At 63.9% G+C, this 17321-nt stretch carries 16 protein-coding genes, 2 tRNA genes, 2 rRNA genes and 1 pseudogene; 11 read left to right on the top strand and 10 right to left on the bottom strand.

Translation table 11 applies throughout. From position 1 onward, the window contains the following. Window positions 1–113: ribosomal RNA gene (gene rrf / locus ACSBP4_RS17230) — 5S ribosomal RNA — on the top strand; the annotation flags it as partial. A gap of 71 nt (window positions 114–184) precedes the next feature. Next, window positions 185–306: ribosomal RNA gene (gene rrf / locus ACSBP4_RS17225) — 5S ribosomal RNA — on the top strand. A gap of 96 nt (window positions 307–402) precedes the next feature. Here the strand turns inward: rrf (ACSBP4_RS17225) and ACSBP4_RS17220 are convergent. From ACSBP4_RS17220 to ACSBP4_RS17210, 3 genes are all read right to left on the bottom strand, one after another. Then, window positions 403–1749: an RNase J family beta-CASP ribonuclease gene (locus tag ACSBP4_RS17220; protein ID WP_435552946.1), complete on the bottom strand. Its 1347-nt coding sequence runs from the start codon at window positions 1747–1749 to the stop codon at window positions 403–405. A gap of 444 nt (window positions 1750–2193) precedes the next feature. Continuing rightward, on the bottom strand, window positions 2194–2469 hold the full coding sequence (locus ACSBP4_RS17215) for a PadR family transcriptional regulator (protein WP_006182671.1): 276 nt from the start codon (window positions 2467–2469) through the stop codon (window positions 2194–2196). Between the two features lie 254 nt (window positions 2470–2723). Beyond that, window positions 2724–2918 carry a cold-shock protein gene (locus ACSBP4_RS17210; RefSeq protein WP_006182670.1) on the bottom strand — a complete coding sequence of 65 codons (195 nt, stop codon included), beginning with the start codon at window positions 2916–2918 and terminating at the stop codon, window positions 2724–2726. Window positions 2919–3375: 457 nt separating this feature from the next. On the opposite strand from ACSBP4_RS17210, the gene ACSBP4_RS17205 reads away from it, so the two are divergent. The 4 genes from ACSBP4_RS17205 (at window position 3376) to ACSBP4_RS17190 (ending at window position 7233) form a co-directional block, all read left to right on the top strand. Beyond that, window positions 3376–4101, top strand: coding sequence for a queuosine precursor transporter (locus ACSBP4_RS17205; RefSeq protein ID WP_435552945.1), 726 nt, complete (start codon window positions 3376–3378; stop codon window positions 4099–4101). Between the two features lie 90 nt (window positions 4102–4191). Beyond that, on the top strand, window positions 4192–5289 hold the full coding sequence (locus tag ACSBP4_RS17200; protein ID WP_006649961.1) for an aminopeptidase: 1098 nt from the start codon (window positions 4192–4194) through the stop codon (window positions 5287–5289). 320 nt (window positions 5290–5609) lie between these two features. Continuing rightward, the gene (locus ACSBP4_RS17195) at window positions 5610–6224 is read left to right on the top strand and encodes a DUF309 domain-containing protein (RefSeq protein ID WP_435552944.1); all 615 of its coding nucleotides are present in this window, start codon (window positions 5610–5612) and stop codon (window positions 6222–6224) included. A 136-nt stretch (window positions 6225–6360) separates the two neighbouring features. Beyond that, window positions 6361–7233, top strand: coding sequence for an LLM class F420-dependent oxidoreductase (locus ACSBP4_RS17190; protein WP_435552943.1), 873 nt, complete (start codon window positions 6361–6363; stop codon window positions 7231–7233). Between the two features lies 1 nt (window position 7234). Here the strand turns inward: ACSBP4_RS17190 and ACSBP4_RS17185 are convergent, their stop codons facing one another. The 3 genes from ACSBP4_RS17185 to ACSBP4_RS17175 all read right to left on the bottom strand — a co-directional run bounded on the left by ACSBP4_RS17185 (window position 7235) and on the right by ACSBP4_RS17175 (window position 9485). Beyond that, on the bottom strand, window positions 7235–8206 hold the full coding sequence (locus ACSBP4_RS17185; protein WP_435552942.1) for an aldo/keto reductase: 972 nt from the start codon (window positions 8204–8206) through the stop codon (window positions 7235–7237). 63 nt (window positions 8207–8269) lie between these two features. Continuing rightward, window positions 8270–9043, bottom strand: a complete 774-nt coding sequence (gene azf, locus ACSBP4_RS17180) for an NAD-dependent glucose-6-phosphate dehydrogenase Azf (protein ID WP_006649965.1) — start codon at window positions 9041–9043, stop codon at window positions 8270–8272. A gap of 85 nt (window positions 9044–9128) precedes the next feature. Continuing rightward, the gene (locus ACSBP4_RS17175) at window positions 9129–9485 is read right to left on the bottom strand and encodes a dihydroneopterin aldolase family protein (RefSeq protein WP_006649966.1); all 357 of its coding nucleotides are present in this window, start codon (window positions 9483–9485) and stop codon (window positions 9129–9131) included. Window positions 9486–9756: 271 nt separating this feature from the next. On the opposite strand from ACSBP4_RS17175, the gene ACSBP4_RS17170 reads away from it, so the two are divergent. After that, complete coding sequence (locus tag ACSBP4_RS17170) at window positions 9757–10209, top strand: DUF5790 family protein (RefSeq protein ID WP_006649967.1); 453 nt, start codon at window positions 9757–9759, stop codon at window positions 10207–10209. Window positions 10210–10233: 24 nt separating this feature from the next. Here ACSBP4_RS17170 and ACSBP4_RS17165 read toward each other — a convergent pair whose 3' ends face one another. Beyond that, on the bottom strand, window positions 10234–10971 hold the full coding sequence (locus ACSBP4_RS17165) for a creatininase family protein (RefSeq protein WP_049965103.1): 738 nt from the start codon (window positions 10969–10971) through the stop codon (window positions 10234–10236). Between the two features lie 116 nt (window positions 10972–11087). On the opposite strand from ACSBP4_RS17165, the gene ACSBP4_RS17160 reads away from it, so the two are divergent. After that, the gene (locus ACSBP4_RS17160) at window positions 11088–11432 is read left to right on the top strand and encodes a DUF5789 family protein (RefSeq protein WP_049965090.1); all 345 of its coding nucleotides are present in this window, start codon (window positions 11088–11090) and stop codon (window positions 11430–11432) included. Window positions 11433–11525: 93 nt separating this feature from the next. On the opposite strand, the gene ACSBP4_RS17155 is transcribed toward ACSBP4_RS17160, so the two are convergent. Both ACSBP4_RS17155 and ACSBP4_RS17150 read right to left on the bottom strand, forming a co-directional pair. Further along, window positions 11526–13460: an ABC transporter ATP-binding protein gene (locus ACSBP4_RS17155; protein ID WP_435552941.1), complete on the bottom strand. Its 1935-nt coding sequence runs from the start codon at window positions 13458–13460 to the stop codon at window positions 11526–11528. Window positions 13461–13514: 54 nt separating this feature from the next. Beyond that, window positions 13515–13967, bottom strand: a pseudogene (locus ACSBP4_RS17150) (DUF192 domain-containing protein); the annotation flags it as partial. A gap of 416 nt (window positions 13968–14383) precedes the next feature. On the opposite strand from ACSBP4_RS17150, the gene ACSBP4_RS17145 reads away from it, so the two are divergent. Further along, window positions 14384–14457 (top strand) — tRNA-Val (locus tag ACSBP4_RS17145). Between the two features lie 231 nt (window positions 14458–14688). On the opposite strand, the gene ACSBP4_RS17140 is transcribed toward ACSBP4_RS17145, so the two are convergent. Continuing rightward, entirely contained in the window at window positions 14689–15135 is a 447-nt protein-coding gene (locus tag ACSBP4_RS17140) for a DUF7344 domain-containing protein (protein WP_006182656.1), read from the bottom strand. Window positions 15136–15355: 220 nt separating this feature from the next. Here ACSBP4_RS17140 and ACSBP4_RS17135 point away from each other — a divergent pair. Together ACSBP4_RS17135 and ACSBP4_RS17130 are read left to right on the top strand one after the other, a co-directional pair. After that, window positions 15356–15429 (top strand) — tRNA-Phe (locus tag ACSBP4_RS17135). Between the two features lie 84 nt (window positions 15430–15513). After that, window positions 15514–17148 (top strand): MarR family transcriptional regulator, encoded by a 1635-nt coding sequence (locus ACSBP4_RS17130; protein ID WP_435552940.1) that lies wholly within the window; start codon window positions 15514–15516, stop codon window positions 17146–17148. Window positions 17149–17321: the final 173 nt, after the last annotated feature.

Below are 17321 nucleotides of genomic sequence, written 5' to 3'. Positions count from 1 at the left end.
CATAGCGGCGAGGTGCCTCCCGTACCCATCCCGAACACGGAAGATAAGCTCGCCTGCGTTTCGGTCAGTACTGGAGTGGGCGACCCTCTGGGAAATCTGATTCGCCGCCACCATTCATATCGGCCAATAGAGCCGAAATATACCGATCGTGGTCTGACGGCGGTTCGATTCCGCCGGTCGGCATTACAGCGGCCATAGTGGCGAGGTGCCTCCCGTACCCATCCCGAACACGGAAGATAAGCTCGCCTACGTTACGGTCAGTACTGGAGTGGGCGACCCTCTGGGAACCCCGTTTCGCCGCTTCCATTCATACTTCAACCCGCATAGTAGCGACTATGCGGGTTTTCGTATTTATTGTCGCACTGTTTGTAACTGAGAGAAGAGAAACCGCTGTTGGCTAACTCAGACGAGTTCGATGATATTCCCGTTCGAGGTGACGTGCAGATCCCGTCCGAGCTTGTATCCCTGATTAGTGGCCAGATCGACGTATCCCGAGAAGCCGCTCATGTTCTGGTGGGCCGGAATCACGTGTTCGGGCTGCAGCGCATCGAGCATCTCGTAGTGACCCTCCTGACAGAGGTGCCCCGAGACGTGAATATCGTCGTAGATGCGCGCACCTTGCATGCGGAGGAGTTTCTCGGCCTGGTAGCGCTGGCCCTCGTTGGTCGGTTCCGGAATCACCCGTGCCGAGAAGACGACTTTGTCACCGTCCTCCAGTTCGTAGGGCGTCTCGCCGCGGCCCATACGGGTGAGGGTCGCACGCGGCTCGCCCTGATGACCGGTAACGACGGGGAGGAAGTTCTCCTTGCCCTCGTTCATGATTCGCTCGAAGGTCTGCTCGATGGATTGTCGGTAGCCGACCATCTCGACGTCGGAGGGGAAGTCGATCCCGATCTGTTTCGCGGTGCCGGAGTAGGTTTCCATCGATCGGCCCAGCAGGATCGGCTGCCGGCCGATATCTCGAGCGAACTCGATGAGAGACTTCACCCGTGCGATGTGACTCGAGAACGTCGTCGCGACGATGCCGCCGTCGTAGTCCTCCATGCTGTAGAGGACGTCACGGAGGTGTTCGCGGGCGACGTTCTCGGATGGCGTTCGGCCCTTCTTGTTCGCGTTGGTACAGTCCTCGATGTAGGCGAGGACGCCCTCGCCTTCACGGCCGATCTCGCGGAACCGTTCCATGTCGATCGGATCGCCGATGACGGGGGTGTGATCCATCCGTTTGTCCAGCCCGTAGACGATGGCGCCTTCGGGCGTGTGGAGGACGGGATTGATCGCGTCGACGATGGAGTGGGTGACGTTGACGAACTCGAGGTCGAGGACGCCGCTGTCGCCGATCGAGGTCGTCTCGCCGGGATCCATCGCGATCAGTTCGTTGTCGGCGTCGAACTTGCCTTCCTCCTCGAGTTCGCCTTTGACCAGTTCGAGCGTGAACGGGGAGGCGATGATGGGGGCGTCGTACCGGTGTGCGAGTTTGCTGATCGCACCGATGTGGTCGAGGTGGCCGTGGGTCGGCACGATCGCCTGGACGTCGCCCTCGAGATCGCTCATGATCCGGTCGTCCGGAATGGCACCCATGTCGATCAGATCGAGACTGTGCATGCCTTCGGTTCGGATGTTGTCGTGAATGAGTACCTTCGACAGGTTCAGACCCATGTCGAAGATCACGATGTCGTCGCCAGCGCGGACAGCCGTCATCTGTCGGCCGACTTCCTCGTAACCGCCGATCGTCGCAATTTCGATTTCCATTGGTGGGACCGATCAGAGCAGTCCTGTGGACAGTCATGCGGCCAGAACGGTTGCCGGACGGATGTGCTGCACGGCGAGAACCGGCTTCGATCACGTCTCGGGCGGTCGAACCGATATCCGGCCCCGACTGCGCCACGGACAGCGCCTTTTTCGGATAGTATAGCAACCGCTCTCCCGACGTAAGTAGCCCCGGGTTTCAGCGAGCGAGGGAGCGATCAGTCGGGGGTCGATTGGTGTGAAAACTGGTAGTCGCGGGAGCCGGGAACCGAGACGCGACGGTGAATCGCATCGGCACCACATTTTGGGTCGGATGGCGGCTCGAGGCGGTGCTGACTGGGTCGAGCGGGATGGTCGGGACAAGGGCCTATTCGGTACTCGTGGCGTCGGGCGGTTGCCGTCCGTGGCGGCCCCGTGGTATCGACCTCGTGTGGCGGTCGGCGGAGATTAGTCGCTGATATATTGTTGCTCCCACTCGCGGCGTCGTTCGATGGCTTGTTGGCCGCTGTCGCTGATCTCGTAGTAGTTCGTCCGGCGGTCGAGTTGCCCTTTCTCGACGAGATCCTTGTTGACGAGCGTATCGAGGTTCGGATACAGCCGCCCGTGGTTTATCTCGCTGTTGTAGTACGTTTCGACTTCGTCTTTGACGTCTTGGCCGGACGGCTGATCGGCCCCCGCGATCACGTACAGAAGGTCTCGTTGAAACCCAGTCAGATCGTCCATTGTGTACTCGGGTGGACGAACGGGAATCCGACTATTTGTTATCGATTTCGTATCAACCGTTCCGAAGTCGTTTCGGGCAACTAATTGAGGCTCTCGGATCGATGGGTCCGATTTCACTCGGTAACGACCGACTATATCCGAGCGACGAGGGGGTCGTTCTCCCTCGCTCGGGCGAACGCAGTCGCTCGAGGCGTCTGCGTTACGAAGAATGGTATTCGAACTGTGAAACCCGTTACCGAACGCAAGTAGCCGTATTACAGGCGGGTGACGTTGGTGGCGCGGGGGCCCTTGGGGGCCTGTTCGATGTCGAATTCGATCTCTGTGCCTTCTTCGAGGTCCGGACCGCCAACGTCTTCCATGTGGAAGAAAACGTCATCGTCCGCGTCGTCAGTCTCGATGAAACCGTAGCCGCCTGTGTCGTTGAAGAAATCAACGTTTCCTTTCGCCATTGCAATTCCAGAGAGACCCGCGATGCGTATAACAGTTGTGCAATTATTCCGCAGCCGAAAGAAAAATACTGAGCTATAATAGGAAACGGGTGACGAGCGAACTGCAGAGAAACAGCGGAACCTGTTTTTCTCGAGTGGTGGGTGGCGGAATCGGACGGAAACCCACGGAACAGCTCTCCAACTGGATGTACTCCCCAACTGTCCCCGTAGTCGTCCGTTAAATACGTCCCGAGAGTTCGTGACACTGGCGATATCGTTGGGTCAGATTCGAAGCGGAGTGACCGTCCGTCAAGAACGCCTTCGGACCGCTTTCGTCTCGAGGGCGCGCGTTCGATGGGGGGGTCGAACGGCGAACGGCGATCGTCGCCGGTGAATCCGATCGCCGTTCGAGGTGACGGACGGCGATCGCGGCGGCGAAGTAGCATCGTTTAGGTGAGTTCGACGGATACGCGGCGGCATGAGTCAGGAACGATCCGCGGGCGCTCCAACGGCCGCCCAGGTCTCGTTGATCGGCCTCTTCGTGACGGCGCTTGTCACCGCACAGTTGACTGCCTCGAAGGTATTGGCCTTCGAACTACCCGTCGCGATCCCGATCACCGGGGCACAGCTCGCGTTGCCGGGGGCCGCGCTCGCCTACGCACTGACGTTTCTCGCGAGCGACTGTTACACCGAACTGTACGGTCGCCGCGCCGCACAGGTGCTGGTCAACGTCGGCTTCGTGTTGAACTTCGTCGTTCTCGCGCTGGTCTGGTCGACGATCGCCGCGCCCGCCGCCCCCTCGAGCGTCGATCCGGGCGCGTTCGAGACCGCGCTGGGGGCGTCGACGAACGTGGTACTGGGGAGCCTCCTGGCCTACGTCGTCAGTCAGAACTGGGACGTTCTCGTCTTCCATCGGATCCGCGAGTACACCGGCCCCGAGAAGCTCTGGCTTCGGAACATCGGGTCGACGGCCTCCAGTCAGGCCATCGATACCGTCATCTTCGTCGTCGTCGCGTTCGCCGTTGCACCCGCCGTCCTCGGCGTCGGTACGGTCCTCAAGCCCGACCTCTTGCTCTCGTTGATCGTCGGCCAGTACCTGCTGAAACTCGCGATTGCCTTCCTGGACACCCCGGTCGTCTACGCCATCGTCTCGCTCGTGCGCTCGCGCGAGGGGTTCCCGGCCGAAGACGCCAGCACCGCCTGATCGCTCGCGGCTCGCAGTCACCCTCCTCACAGCCCCGGAGTTCTCGGTCCGAACGGGGAGCGTTTAGTAGCCCGCTCGAGAGGTGCGGGTATGGACGAACGGGTCCGCGAACACGCCGAGGTACTGGTCGACTGGAGCGCGCGGGTCGAGGCGGGCGACGACGTGGTCGTCTCGGTTGGGCCGGACGCCCACGAACTGGCCGTGGCCGTCGCCGAGAAACTCGGCGAGCGGGGCGCGAACCTGCTCGCGACGTACAGTTCGGGCGAGGTCACGCGGGCATATCTGCAGGCCCACGACGACGCGTTCGACGAGGCCCCCGCCCACGAACTCGCGCTCGTGGAGAACGCGGACGTCTACCTCTCGCTGGGCGGCGGGCGAAACACGAGCGCGACGGCGGACGTGCCGGGCGAGCGCCGGCGGGCCTATACCGAGGCCAGAAACGAGATCCGGGAGACGCGACTGGGGACCCGCTGGGTGTCGACGGCGCATCCGACGCGCTCGCTGGCCCAGCAGGCGAACATGGCCTACGAGGAGTACCGGGACTTCGCCTACGACGCTATCCTGCGCGATTGGGAGTCGCTGGCCGACGAGATGGCGCAACTGAAAAACCTCCTCGATGCGGGCTCGGAGGTGCGGCTCGTCTCGAGCGATACCGATCTCACGATGTCGATCGAGGGCCGAACGGCGGTCAACAGCGCCGCCTCCGTCGCCTACGATTCCCACAACCTGCCAAGCGGCGAGGTCTTCACCGCGCCGTACGCGACCGAGGGCGAGGTGACCTTCGACGTGCCGATGACGATCCGGGGCGAGTCCGTCCGGAACGTCCGCCTCGAGTTCGAGGACGGCGCGGTCGTCGATTACGACGCCGAACAGGGCGAAGGCGTGATCGGCGATGTCCTCGAGACGGACGACGGCGCGCGCCGGTTGGGCGAACTCGGTATCGGGATGAACCGCGGGATCGACCGCTACACGGACAACATTCTCTTCGACGAGAAAATGGGCGATACCGTCCATCTGGCGCTTGGCCGAGCGTACGACGCCTGTCTTCCCGACGGCCAGTCGGGCAACGATTCGGCGGTCCACGTCGACCTGATCACCGACGTTAGCACGGACTCCCGCCTCGAGATCGACGGCGAGGTCGTCCAGCGAAACGGCATCTTCCGGTTCGAGGACGGGTTCGATGCCTGAACGCTCGAGCTGACTGGCCGGTAGGGAATGCTTACCGTCCTCGAACGCGCTCGGAAACGCCGGAAGCAATACCATACTAATCCGTACGGAGCCCCTCACAACGGATACCGCCGCACCGGTGGCGGCCAGTAACCGGTTGGGATCACACGTCCCGGAATCGACCCGTCCACAGTCGTCTGCCCGCCCTGCCGGAGGCGGTACGCGTCGTCGGGCGGCGACGGGGCCGTTCGCTCCCGGTGCGTCCCCGGTCGCTCCTCGACGAGGTATCCGGCGGTCTCCGTTTTCGTCACGTTCTCGAGTTTCGAGCCCCAACCACGGCTATGCGCGATCACCTTCGATCGGGGGCCGCGATCTTCAACGCCGGCCACTACCACGCCGCCCACGACGCCTGGGAGGACCGCTGGCTCGAGTGCGAGTCCGGTAGCGACGACGAACGGTTGCTTCATGGACTCATCCAGTACAGCGGTGCGGTCTACCACGCCCGCGAGCGAAACTGGGAGGGCGCGGTCGGGCTCGCCGAGAGCGGCGGCGCGTACCTCGCGGGGCTGCCCGCGGACTACCGCGATCTGGGACTCGAGCCGATCCGGACCGCGCTGTCCGAACTCGCGACCGATCCCGAACGGATCGAGCGAGGCCCGCCAGTCCCGATCGAACACGAGGACGGGCCCCCCTCGCTTTCGGGGCTCGCGTTCGAGCCGACGGCGATCGCGGCGGTCGTCCTCGCCGAGGAGTTCGGCTACGACCCGGAGCTGGTCGCACGGGCTCGAGAGTACGCCGAGGACGCCCTCGAGGCCGGCGAGGACGGCAGTCAGTTCATCACGCTGGTGTTCGATTTCGTCCGAGAGGACGAGCATCGGGGGATCATTTATCAGCGCCTGACGGACCACGTCGGCCGGCGGCGGACTCGCGAGGAGGACGTCGAGGGACTGTTCTGATGCGTCGGCGCTCGAGTCTCGGGTGACGATTCGCCAGGTGACGTTCTGAGCGGCACGTGGTCGGCCAGCGCGCCGATAGCCGCCGTCGTTCGCCGGCGGCCGGGGGTTCAAGTCGGCCCCGTCCGAACGCCGGGGTATGGAAATCGGTACCGTGTTACCACAACTCGAGATCGGCTACGACCCGGAGACGCTCGCCGACTACGCACGGCGGGTCGAGGCCTCGGGGTACGAACACGTGCTGGCGTACGATCACGTCCTCGGGGTGAACCCGGACCGGGAGGGATGGGACGGCCCATACGACTACGAGAGTACGTTCCACGAGCCGCTGACGACGTACTCCTATCTGGCTGGGCAGACGGAGGCGTTGACGTTCATGACGGGGATTCTCGTCCTGCCACAGCGCCAGACGGCGCTCGTGGCGAAGCAGGCCGCCCAGCTGGATCGGTTTACCGACGGCCGATTTCGGATGGGGGTCGGCGTCGGCTGGAACGAGCCCGAATACGTCGCGCTCGGCGAGGACTTCTCGCGGCGCGGACAGCGTATCGAGGAACAGGTTGAGGTCCTCAGGTCCCTGTGGACCGACGACCTAGTCGAGTTCGACGGCGACTTCCACGAGATTCCCGATGCCGGTATCCGACCGCTGCCGGTCCAGCAACCGATCCCGCTCTGGATGGGCGGGATGGCAGAGCCGGTCAAGCGCCGGGTCGCCCGGCTTGCGGACGGCTGGTTACCCCAGTTCCAGCCGGGCGACGACGCCGAGGCCCACCTCGCGGACCTCGCCGAGTACGCCGAGGAAGCGGGCCGCGATCCCGACGACATCGGCCTTGCCGGCCGGATGTACGCCGTTCCCGACGAGGAAGACGAGTGGATCGAGCGCGCCCAGGCCTGGCGGGAGCTGGGGGCCGACTACCTCTCGATCACGACGATGTACCAGGGTCTCGAGGGGACGGAACACACGGCCCACCTCGAGCGGGTCGCCGAGGTGTTGACCGAGACCGGCCTGCTATAGTTTATTGGTGTCCGGCCACCGGCAACGGCTCGTACGGTTCCTCGAGGTACTCCATATCGGAATCCGAGAGGTCGATCTCGAGTGCCTCGACGGCGTCTTCGAGGTGTTCGACGCTGGTCGTGCCGACGATGGGGGCATCGACCCACTCCTTGTGGAGCAGCCAGGCTAGCGAGATCTGGGCCATCGAGACGCCCTTGTCGGCGGCCAACTCCTGAATCCGTTCGTTGATCGCCTCGCCGCCGCCCTGGAGATAGGACATCTGCTCGAGGTACTGGTCGGTCCGACCGCGCGTGGTCGACTCGATCTCCTCGTGGGTGCGGGTCGCGACGCCGCGGGCCAGCGGTGACCACGGGATGACGCCGACGTCTTCCTTGTCACAGAGGGGTAACATCTCGCGTTCCTCCTCGCGATAGAGGACGTTGTAGTGGTTCTGCATCGTCGCGAACCGCTCGAGGTCTAACGCATCGCTCGTTTGCAAGGCGTCGGCGAACTGGTGGGCCCACATCGAGGAGGTGCCGATGTAGCGTACCTCGCCGCGGCGGACCGCGTCGTCGAGCGCCCGCAGCGTCTCGTCGATCGGCGTCTCGTAGTCCCAGCGGTGGGTCTGGTAGAGGTCGATGGTGTCCATCCCGAGTCGCTCGCGGCTGGCCGCGAGTTCCTGCTCGATGGCTTTGCGGGAGAGGCCGCTGGCGTTGGGGTTGCCGGGATCCATCTCGCCGAAGACTTTCGTCGCGACGACCTGTGAGTCGCGGTCGTAGCCCGCGAGCGCGTCGCCGAGGATCTCCTCGGACTCGCCGGTAGAGTAGACGTTCGCGGTGTCGAAGAAGTTGATGCCGAGATCGATCGCGCGGTCGATCAACGCCTTGCTCTCCTCGGGGTCGAGCATCCACTCCCGTTCCGTACCGAAGCTCATACAACCGAGACAGATTCGGCTGACCGTCATCCCGGTCGAGCCGAGCGTCGTGTACTCCATGGATCACGATCCGACCGGCGGCGACAAAAAATCGGGCTCGTCGGAGTCGGTTGCCGGCTCTTGTCAGGCGTCCGGTTCGACGACTTGCTCCTCGCCATCGTAGTACGCGGAGTTGTCCTGCGGGTCGTAGCCCAGCGCCGCTCGAGCGCGCGCGATCGAGTAGTACTTGCGGTCGTTGTCGGAGATGCCGTAGACGATCTCGTAGTCGTAGTCCGCACGAATGCAGCGGTCGAACAGGTGCGCACAGTCGCGGTAGGAGAGCCACATCGCCTGGCCGCGCTCGTAGTCGATCGGCGGGTGGCCCTGCGTGAGGTTGCCGATGCGCACACAGGCAACGGAGAGGTCGTGTTCGTCGTGGTAGTACCGACCCAGCGTCTCGCCGGCGGCCTTGGAGACGCCGTAGAGGTTGCTCGGGCGGGGGAGTTCGGTCCCGTCGAGCAGGTAGTCGTCGTCCTCGCGATACATCTCGGGCGTTCGCTCGTCGGTCTCGTAGTTGCCGACGGCGTGGTTCGAGGACGCGAAGACGACCGCCTCGACGCCGGCGTCGACGGCCGCCTCGAAGACCGTCTGCGTCCCGTCGATGTTGTTCGTCAAGACGCTGTTCCACGGCGCTTCCGGCCGCGGGTCGCCCGCGAGGTGGATCACGACGTCGATGCCGTCCATCGCCTCTCGGACGGCCTCCGCGTCGGTGATGTCCGCGACGACGAACTCGCCCGGCTGGTCGTCGGTCGGCGGCTCCCGATCCAGTAATCGCCACTCGTAGTCGTCCGCGAGGCCGCCGAGGATGGCGTCTCCGACCCGCCCCGCAGCCCCGGTGAGCAGGACTGACTGTGCCATTCGTTCGGTGGAAGGGAAAGCGTCGATAAGTACCATGCGGTTTGCCGGGCGTGCGGTCGGCGATGGCACACGCCCCCCGATCGACTCACTCTCGAACCGACTCGAGTCGCATCAGCGGATAGCCGTCCTCCATTTCCATGCGGGTGACGACCGTACAGCCTTCGTAGTCGACGACGATTTCGACCTCGAGGAAGCGCCCCGTCAGTTCGGTGTAGTCGGCCGTCGACTCGGCGAGTGCGGCCTCGAGTTCGTCGGTTCGGACGTCGACGGTGACTTCGCGACAGTGGGGCTGGTTCTCGATCGATTCCGCCATCGCCGTCGCGAGGCTGGGCGCGCTCTCGGGCGAGACGGGCGTGCCGGCGAACTGGTGGTACAGCGAGCCGAACTTGATGCCGGCCTCGAAGCAGGCCGTCTCGGCGTCGGTCGGTGTCTCGGAACTCATACGATGGGTCTCGTCTGCGGCCGGCAAGGGGATTCCGATGTTCGTGGAGCGACGATTGCGACGGTCCGGACACGTCGCTTGCGTCTGGCCGTCCGTCCGGAGCGGTCGTCGGCTCGCTGCCGAACGGGGCGGACGCGAGCGATCCGCCGCCGGACCGAGGACCTCCCTTTCGAAATCGTGCCGCCGTTCGACCGATATCGACCCGCTCGCGACTGATTTCACTTTCACTTTCGGGCTATCTTTTAACCCCCGTGCCCGCAAAGACGGTGACATGAGCCAAGCGACGCTCGGCGACGACGAGGAACTGTTCGGGGAAGCCGCCAACGAGATGCGCGAGGACGTCGAGTCCTCGCTCGAGGCGGCCTGGGCGGCCCTGCCCGACGCCGACGACGTCTGGGAGACCGACGCGGACAACGTGTTGGGCGCACTCAACGGGCTCAACTCCGCGCTGGAAGTCGGCGACGCCGAGGATCACCTCCGCGACGCGAAGAAGTGGTTCACGATGGGCCAACGCGCCGACGCCTTCGACGACGCCGACGACCTCGAGGCCGAGATCGAGGCCCTCGGGGACGCGATCACGGACATCGCCGAGGCCGGCGAGCAGGTCGGCGAACTCACGTCGACGATCCCGGCGCTTCGGGGCACGCTGCAGGACGCCGGTCCCGCCGACGACGAGGCGGCCGACGCCGCGGACGAAGCGGACGACGAGGAAGACGAGGAGTAATCGGCCGCCCTCGGGTTCGCCGACCTATCGGTCCGCGGGCCGCGAGACGTCGCGTTCGGCGACCGCCTCGAGCAGCCGAGCGAGCGCGTCGCCGGCGAGATCGAGCAGTTCCGCGCCGCGAGCAGCGTCGCCTTCACCCGGATCACCGACGACTCCGTTCTCCGTAAACTCGGCCGCGTCGTAGGCCAGGTTGGCGTGACTCGTCCACTCGCCCCAGCCGTCGGCAGCGCCGTCGCGGGCCTCGTCGATGCGGTCCTCCCGAACCGAGTCGGGATCACAGTGACGTAGTAGGGCCGTCTCGAGGGGGCCGCCGTGGCCCATATCGGCGCTGTGGTCGCCGACGGCCTCGAACCAGGTGAACGGGGCGACGTAGGCGTCGCCGTCCCGCGTGAGTCGCCCGCCGACCTCCCGGAGGGCGTCGACGTTGCCGCCGTGGCCGTTGACGAGGACGACCCGGTCGAAGCCGTGGTGAGCGAGGCTCGCGACGGCCTCGCCGACGTAGTCCCGGAACGTGTCCGCCGAGACCCACATCGTGCCCGGGAACTGGCGGTGTTCCTCGGCGATCCCGACCGGAATCGCCGGCGCGCGGACGACCTCGCGCTCGCAGCGGTCGACCCCGGCGTCGGCGACCGCCTCGGCCGTCGCTACGTCCGTCCCGAGCGGGGCGTGGGGTCCGTGCTGTTCCGTACTCCCGACGGGGACGACCGCGAGGTCGGTCTTGAGGTCCCGAACGTCGGTCCACGTGTTCTCGGAGAGGTGCATGGCCGAACACTCCGACCGCGCGGGCATCAAACCCGCGGTGACGGTGACCGCGACTCGCCTGCGTCACGGCGAACGCAGGCCCAACCCGTTTGCGTCGCCGACTCCTTTCACGACCCATGCCCGACGATAGCCGCGAACGCGGCGTCGAACTCGGCGGCTTGCAGGAGACCCTCGAGAGCGAGTCGTACCCGATCAGCCACGACGAACTCCTCGAGAAACACGGCGACGAGACGATCGAGATGAGCGGCAACACGACGACACTCGAGGACCTTATCGGCCCGCTCGGCGAGGACGAGTACCGCGACTACGAAGAAGTCGAGGGGGCGATCATGAACATGGTCAGCGACGAGGCCATCGGACGGAAGAACTACAGCGATCGGACCCCGCCCGCCGCGGGCGAGGATAGACAGGACGAGGGCGGCCCGGATCAAGACGACCAGGACGGACAGGAATCGTTTTAGTTCAGACCCTCTCATACGGCCTACTGCAAGTCATTGCCGGTGGGACCGCAGGACGTTCGCGGCCCAACCGGTACATCGTTACAGCAAACCGTTTCAGTCGTCGCCGGCTTCGGTTCGGGCCTGTCGTTGCTGGGCGCGTTCGATGAATTCCTGCGGTAACTCGTCGATCTCGCCGGCCTGGACACCCCAGAGATGCGAGTAGAGCCCGCCGTTTTCCAGCAACTCTTCGTGGGTACCCCGTTCGACGATCTCGCCGCCCTCGAGGACCAGCACCTGATCGGCGTCCTTGATCGTCGAGAGCCGGTGGGCGATGGCGAAGGTGGTCCGGTCTTCCGCGAGGTCGTCGATCGAGCGCTGGATGAGCATCTCCGTCTCGGTGTCGACGTCGCTGGTCGCCTCGTCGAGGACCAGAATGTCCGGATCCTTGAGGATCGCGCGGGCGATCGAGAGTCGCTGGCGCTGGCCGCCCGAGAGCTTGACGCCGCGTTCGCCGACCTCGGTGTCGTACCCCTCCGGCAAGTTCTGGATGAACTCGTGGGCTTCGGCCATCTTCGCGGCTTCGATCACGTCCTCGCGGTCGGCGTCGAAGGTGCCGTATTTGATGTTTTCCTCGACGCTGCCGTAGAACAGGAACGTATCCTGGCTGACGTAGCCAAGCGACTCGCGCAGGCTCCGCAGCGTCACGTCCTGTACCCGCTGGCCGTCGACGCGGATCTCGCCCTCGTCGACGTCGTACATCCGCAAGAGGAGTTTGAGGACCGTCGACTTGCCGGCCCCGGTCGGACCGACCAGTGCGAGCGTCTCACCGCCCTCGACGGTGAAGTCGATGTCCTCGAGGATCGGCTCCTCGTCGTAGCCGAAGGAAACGTTGTCGTACTCGACCCGGCCCTCCGTTACCTCGAGATCGGGTGCGTCGGGCTCTTCTCCGACCCGGTTGGGTTCGTCCATCAGCCCGAAGATGCGGGCGCTCGAGGCGCGGGCCCGCTGATACATGTTGATTATCTGTCCGAACTGGGCCATCGGCCAGATAAAGCGCTGGGTGTAGAGAATGAAGACGACGAACATCCCGGTCGAGAGGTCGCCGGTGAACGGTCCCGGCGGGCCCTGTGTGACCCAGAGTCCGCCGACCGTGAAGGTGATGACGAAGCCGATCCCCGCGAGGACCCGCAGGCCGGGGAAGAACTTGATCCGGGTACGGATCGCCCCCCAGTTGGCGTCGAAGTACTCCCGGGAGACGTCCTCGACGCGGTCGGACTCGTAGGACTCGGTCGTGCTGGACTTGATCACCTGAATGCCGCCGAGGTTGTTCTCGAGCCGGGAGTTGACCTTCCCGACGGTCGAGCGGACTGCCGCGTACTTGGGTTGGATGGTCTGGATGAACAGGTAGGTGAAGACGGCGATCAGTGGCACCGGAAGCAGGGCGACCAGCGCGAGCTGTCTGTTGATCGCAAACAGCAGGCCGCCGATCCCGACCACCATCACGAGCAGCCGAAAGAGGGAGTTCATCCCGTCGTTTAAGAACTTCTCGAGGCGGTTGACGTCGTTCGAGAGGATCGACATCATCTCGCCGGTCTGTTTGTCCGCGAAAAAGCCCATGTCCAGACGCTGCATCTCGTCGTAGGTGTCGGTCCGGATGTCGTGTTGGACGTTCTGGGCGAAGGTGTTGAACCCCCAGTTTCGGGTCCAGTGAAAGACCGCCGACAGCAGGAAGGAACCGGCGATGATTCCGACCGTCAGCCAGAACTGCGCCATTCGGCCGTCGGGGACGTACGGGCCGACGAACCCGCTGCCGATCGGGAACGCCTCGGCGTACGGGATGTCCTGTCGGATCACGGCGTCGATCGCGATCCCGAGCATGAGCGCGGGGAGCAGATCCAGGATTCGGGCGAAGAAGCTCGCGATGATCCCGACGACCGCGGCACCGGTGTAGTTCGATCCGTACTCGAGGAACAACCGCTTCATCGGGTTCTCGATCTCCTCGCGTTGTTCCTCGAAGGGATCGTCCTCGTCCAAGTCGGCGCCACTCATTGCACACGGCTCCGGGATCGCCGGCAATAAGGGTTATCTACGAATCGAAACACGTCAGGGGCGGACGGCCGCCGTCGGGGCTGCGTCGGGATCGGCCAGCGCCCACTGCTCGAGCGTGTCGAAGCCGGGGGTAACCTCGAAGATCGACGTCCGGTTCGACTCGAGGTCGATCTCGACCCGATCGCCGACCTCGATCCCGGTTTCGTTCGCGTAGCCGCGGGGCACCTCGAGGACCCACTTCCCGCGGCCCGAGTACTCGAGGTCCTCGCCGTCCTCGCCGGGTTCGGGTGCGCGGGCGTGGTGTATCTGAGTTATCTCGCCGTCGGCGTCGATGAAGATGATGTCGATGTCGAAGTCCATCTCGCGCATGACGTAGGTGAGTTCCTGCTCCCGATTGTGGACGAACAGCATGCCGTTGCCCCGCTCGAGGGTGTCGTGATCGCTCAGGCCGGTGTAGCGTTCCGAACGGTCGTCGGCGACCTCGACGTCGACGACGGCTTTGGGTTCGGCGCTGGTCCCGTCGTCCGTGGCACCGTCGTCGCTGGCACTCGAGCCGTCGTCAGCGTCAGTGGAACCGCTGTCGTCCGTGTCACTACTGGCATCGCCGTCACCGTCGTCGGTGGCGCTGCCGCCGTCAGTCCCACCGCTGGAGCCGTTCCCGCTGTCGGCTTCGTTCGTGGTGCCGTCTCCGGTATCCGATCGCGTCGTCGACTCGTCGTCGGTCTCGTCGTCGAAGATCCGGACTTCGCCCTCGTCCGGTCCCCACGGAACCGAGACCAACCCGGCTTGCACGAGGACGACGCCGATGATCGAGACGGCGGCGATCACCAGCAGCCCCTTCCAGACGGACTCGAGCGCCATGCACGATTCCTGTGGGGCCAGAGAGTAAAGGTTATTCGGACGGACCTACTCGTCTCGGGTGCGGGCTCGTGGTCTAGCTGGTCATGACGCGGCCTTTACAAGGCCGAGGTCGGTGGTTCGAACCCGCCCGAGCCCACTTCCTGTTGCGAGCAACTTCGCGAGCAGCAGGTATGTGGACCGAGGGACGGTTCGAACGAGAGAAGGCGACGCGAACCCAGTGAGCGAGTCTTCGCGTTGTTCGAACCCGCCCGGGCCCAGCCGAGACTTTACCGTGTTCAAACCCGCCGCTCCGAGCGGTCCGGCAAACGGGGAGAAACGACCTCGAGTCGAGACGTCTGACCGACCAACGCCGGCCGTAGTGCTGGCGTTACTGTTTGAGTCGGGCGACGTTTTCACGGATCTGACCGAGCAGGCCCTCGCCCGACTCGGTCTGGAGGGCGGCATGCAGCGTCGAGTTCTCCGGTTCGTCCTTGACGACGATCCGGAGGTACGGCTCGAGTTGGTCGAAGTTGTCCGCGAGGACGACGGTGTGGTTGTCCTCGTCGTGGTCGACGACGCCGGCGTCGTCCAGTTTCGGGACGTGACACTGGACCGACGACACGTAGACGCTCTTGTACTCGTTTTTCGCGACCTCGTCCGGCGGGACGTCGTGTTCCCAGCCCGCGACCGTTTCGGCCAGCGTCGAGAGTTCGATCGGGTCCTCCCGACCGCGAAGGGCATAGAGGAGGTAGCGACGCCGGCGGTTCGCTAACAGCTCGAGAATCGTGTCGGCGTCGAGTTCATGGGCCTCCTGACTCGAGGTAAGGGCTTCCATAACACGGTATTACCTCCCGGGGCGCAAAAGGGTGTCTTGAATATCCGAAATTCCAACAGACGCCGGTAATGGCATGTAGAGTCGCGTGTATCGCCTCCATTACTCACGAATCACACCCGTACTCGAGCGGTCCGGTCGCCGGCCGGCCACCTGTAAGCCGATCGGAACGACGATCGCGATTCGAAATCCTTTTTTATACGATGGACGGAGAAAGAGATGCGCCGCCTTAGCTCAGACTGGGAGAGCACTCGACTGAAGATCGAGCTGTCCCCGGTTCAAATCCGGGAGGCGGCATGACCTTCTCGGTTTACATGCCGTAACCACAAACCCCCTACTCAGTGGTCTCTATGCCGTCGTTCGCAAGGGGGGTGAGCGCGGGTGCAGCTGATCGAGACCGCGCCGCACGAGTTCGCGGCTCACTTCCTCTTCGACGAGTACGGTCTCGATCCGTTCTTCGCGTGCGACCGACGGATCAAGGACGGCGACGGGAGCCAGCGCGCGGAGTTCGAATTCGCGGGCGAGTCATGGCAAGTGACGCTCTCCTATCGAGACTCCGGCCTCGAACATCCCGGCGAGCAGCTTCCGACTGGCACTGACTTCCGACTCGCAGAGATGCGCGAGTTCGATCTCAGTGTCGAGAGCAGCAAAGATATTGTCGGCGAGCGGTCGTTCCACGCTCATATCGCGCCGCGATGGCAGGGAATGCGAAGCGAGGGCGGTAACGAAATCAGCGTCCCCGACGATCTCGACGAAGGAGTGAATCTCCACGTCCAAGGCTCGAATATCGAATTCGATCGTTATCACCCACTGATCCAGCACGCGGCGCGCGCGATCGGAATCAACAGCCGGTACTTCGACGAGCTACACGACTTTTCGACGATCCTTGATGCCGAGCGATACGTACGCGTCCACAAGAACGAGAGTGGCCCAGTGCATGCGCGGGACGGTCCGATAGCCCAACTGGGCCACCTGCTCGAGAACGACCGCACGGGGCGACGCAAACTCGTTCAGTACGACAGTGATGAACACGCTCGAGATCGCCCCGGATACTATCACACGGCGACTCTCGGCCCACGACGTGTCCGTGAGGCGTTTCCATCGCACGAGTTACCGAAGGAAGTGAAACACTACTACGCGCAGCAGGCAGTGAGTCTGGACAACAGCCGCTCAATCGCGCATCCGAAAGTCGGTGTATCCTACCAACGATCGTTCTGGAAGGAGCAACTCGATGCGTCTCCAGCGGATATCGAACGTCTCAATCGTGAACTCGAGGAGACGCTTCTCAGCGTTCTCGCGGAAGCCGGTCTTCCGCTTCGATCGGGGGCCGGAACCTACGTCGACGATGCATACTTCGTGGCCGAGGACTCTGACCGCGATCGCGATATCATCGAACTCGACTTCACGCAAATCAAGCACCGTCAAGAGTCGGTCGTCATCAAGCACCTCGCGGACGGGATCGCCCCGACGGCGTGGGAATCCCTCGAGGTTCTCGTCACGGACGGGGGCGAGGTGAGTCCACAGGATATCGCTGACGAGACGGGCCGTCATCCAGGGAGTGTCCGTAGGGCCCTAAACAGAATTCCGGAGCTGGTCGAGCGGGAGTATGGACGGGTCTCTCTTCGATCGAAGTACATCGCGGATCTCGTCCACGACGCAGTGAAAGAAGCCAAGGAAGCGACGAGACGAGCTGCGGAAGCCGGTGCCAAGGCGATCGAAGCGGCCGAACGTGGACTCGATCAATCGACGAGTGCGTTCATCGCATGGGCCGCAAAACACGATATCGATGTCCGAGATCGGGATGGGGAAGAACTTCGACTAGAGTTCGGTGTCGTAGACGATATTAAGCGAAAGATCCGGGAAGGTTACGAGCTGTGGACTGCTGCCGATATGCCCGAGGATCGGTACCGGATGGCCAAGATCCAATACGCGAAAGAGATCGACTCTGGCCTCCGGTCGATCGATAAGACCGAGACGAAATCCTTTGCCTCAGTAGCGTGGCATCACCTCGGCTGAACCCGCCTCGGTAGTGGCAACACTATCTAGCGCGGCGATTTCGCAGCAAACTCTGCTTCTTTCTTCATAGCTCGGTGTTCCTCCCCCCCAGGGGTACGGCACGGGGAGGCAGGAATGTGTTTTGCTGAAGTCCCCCTTAGGGACACGCCTAATAGAGAATCTAGCAGAGAGTA

It is taken from the genome of Natrinema sp. CGMCC1.2065, from assembly GCF_051225675.1.
GTDB classification, from domain to species: domain Archaea; phylum Halobacteriota; class Halobacteria; order Halobacteriales; family Natrialbaceae; genus Natrinema; species Natrinema thermotolerans.
This window is presented reverse-complemented; position numbering and strand designations above follow the sequence as displayed.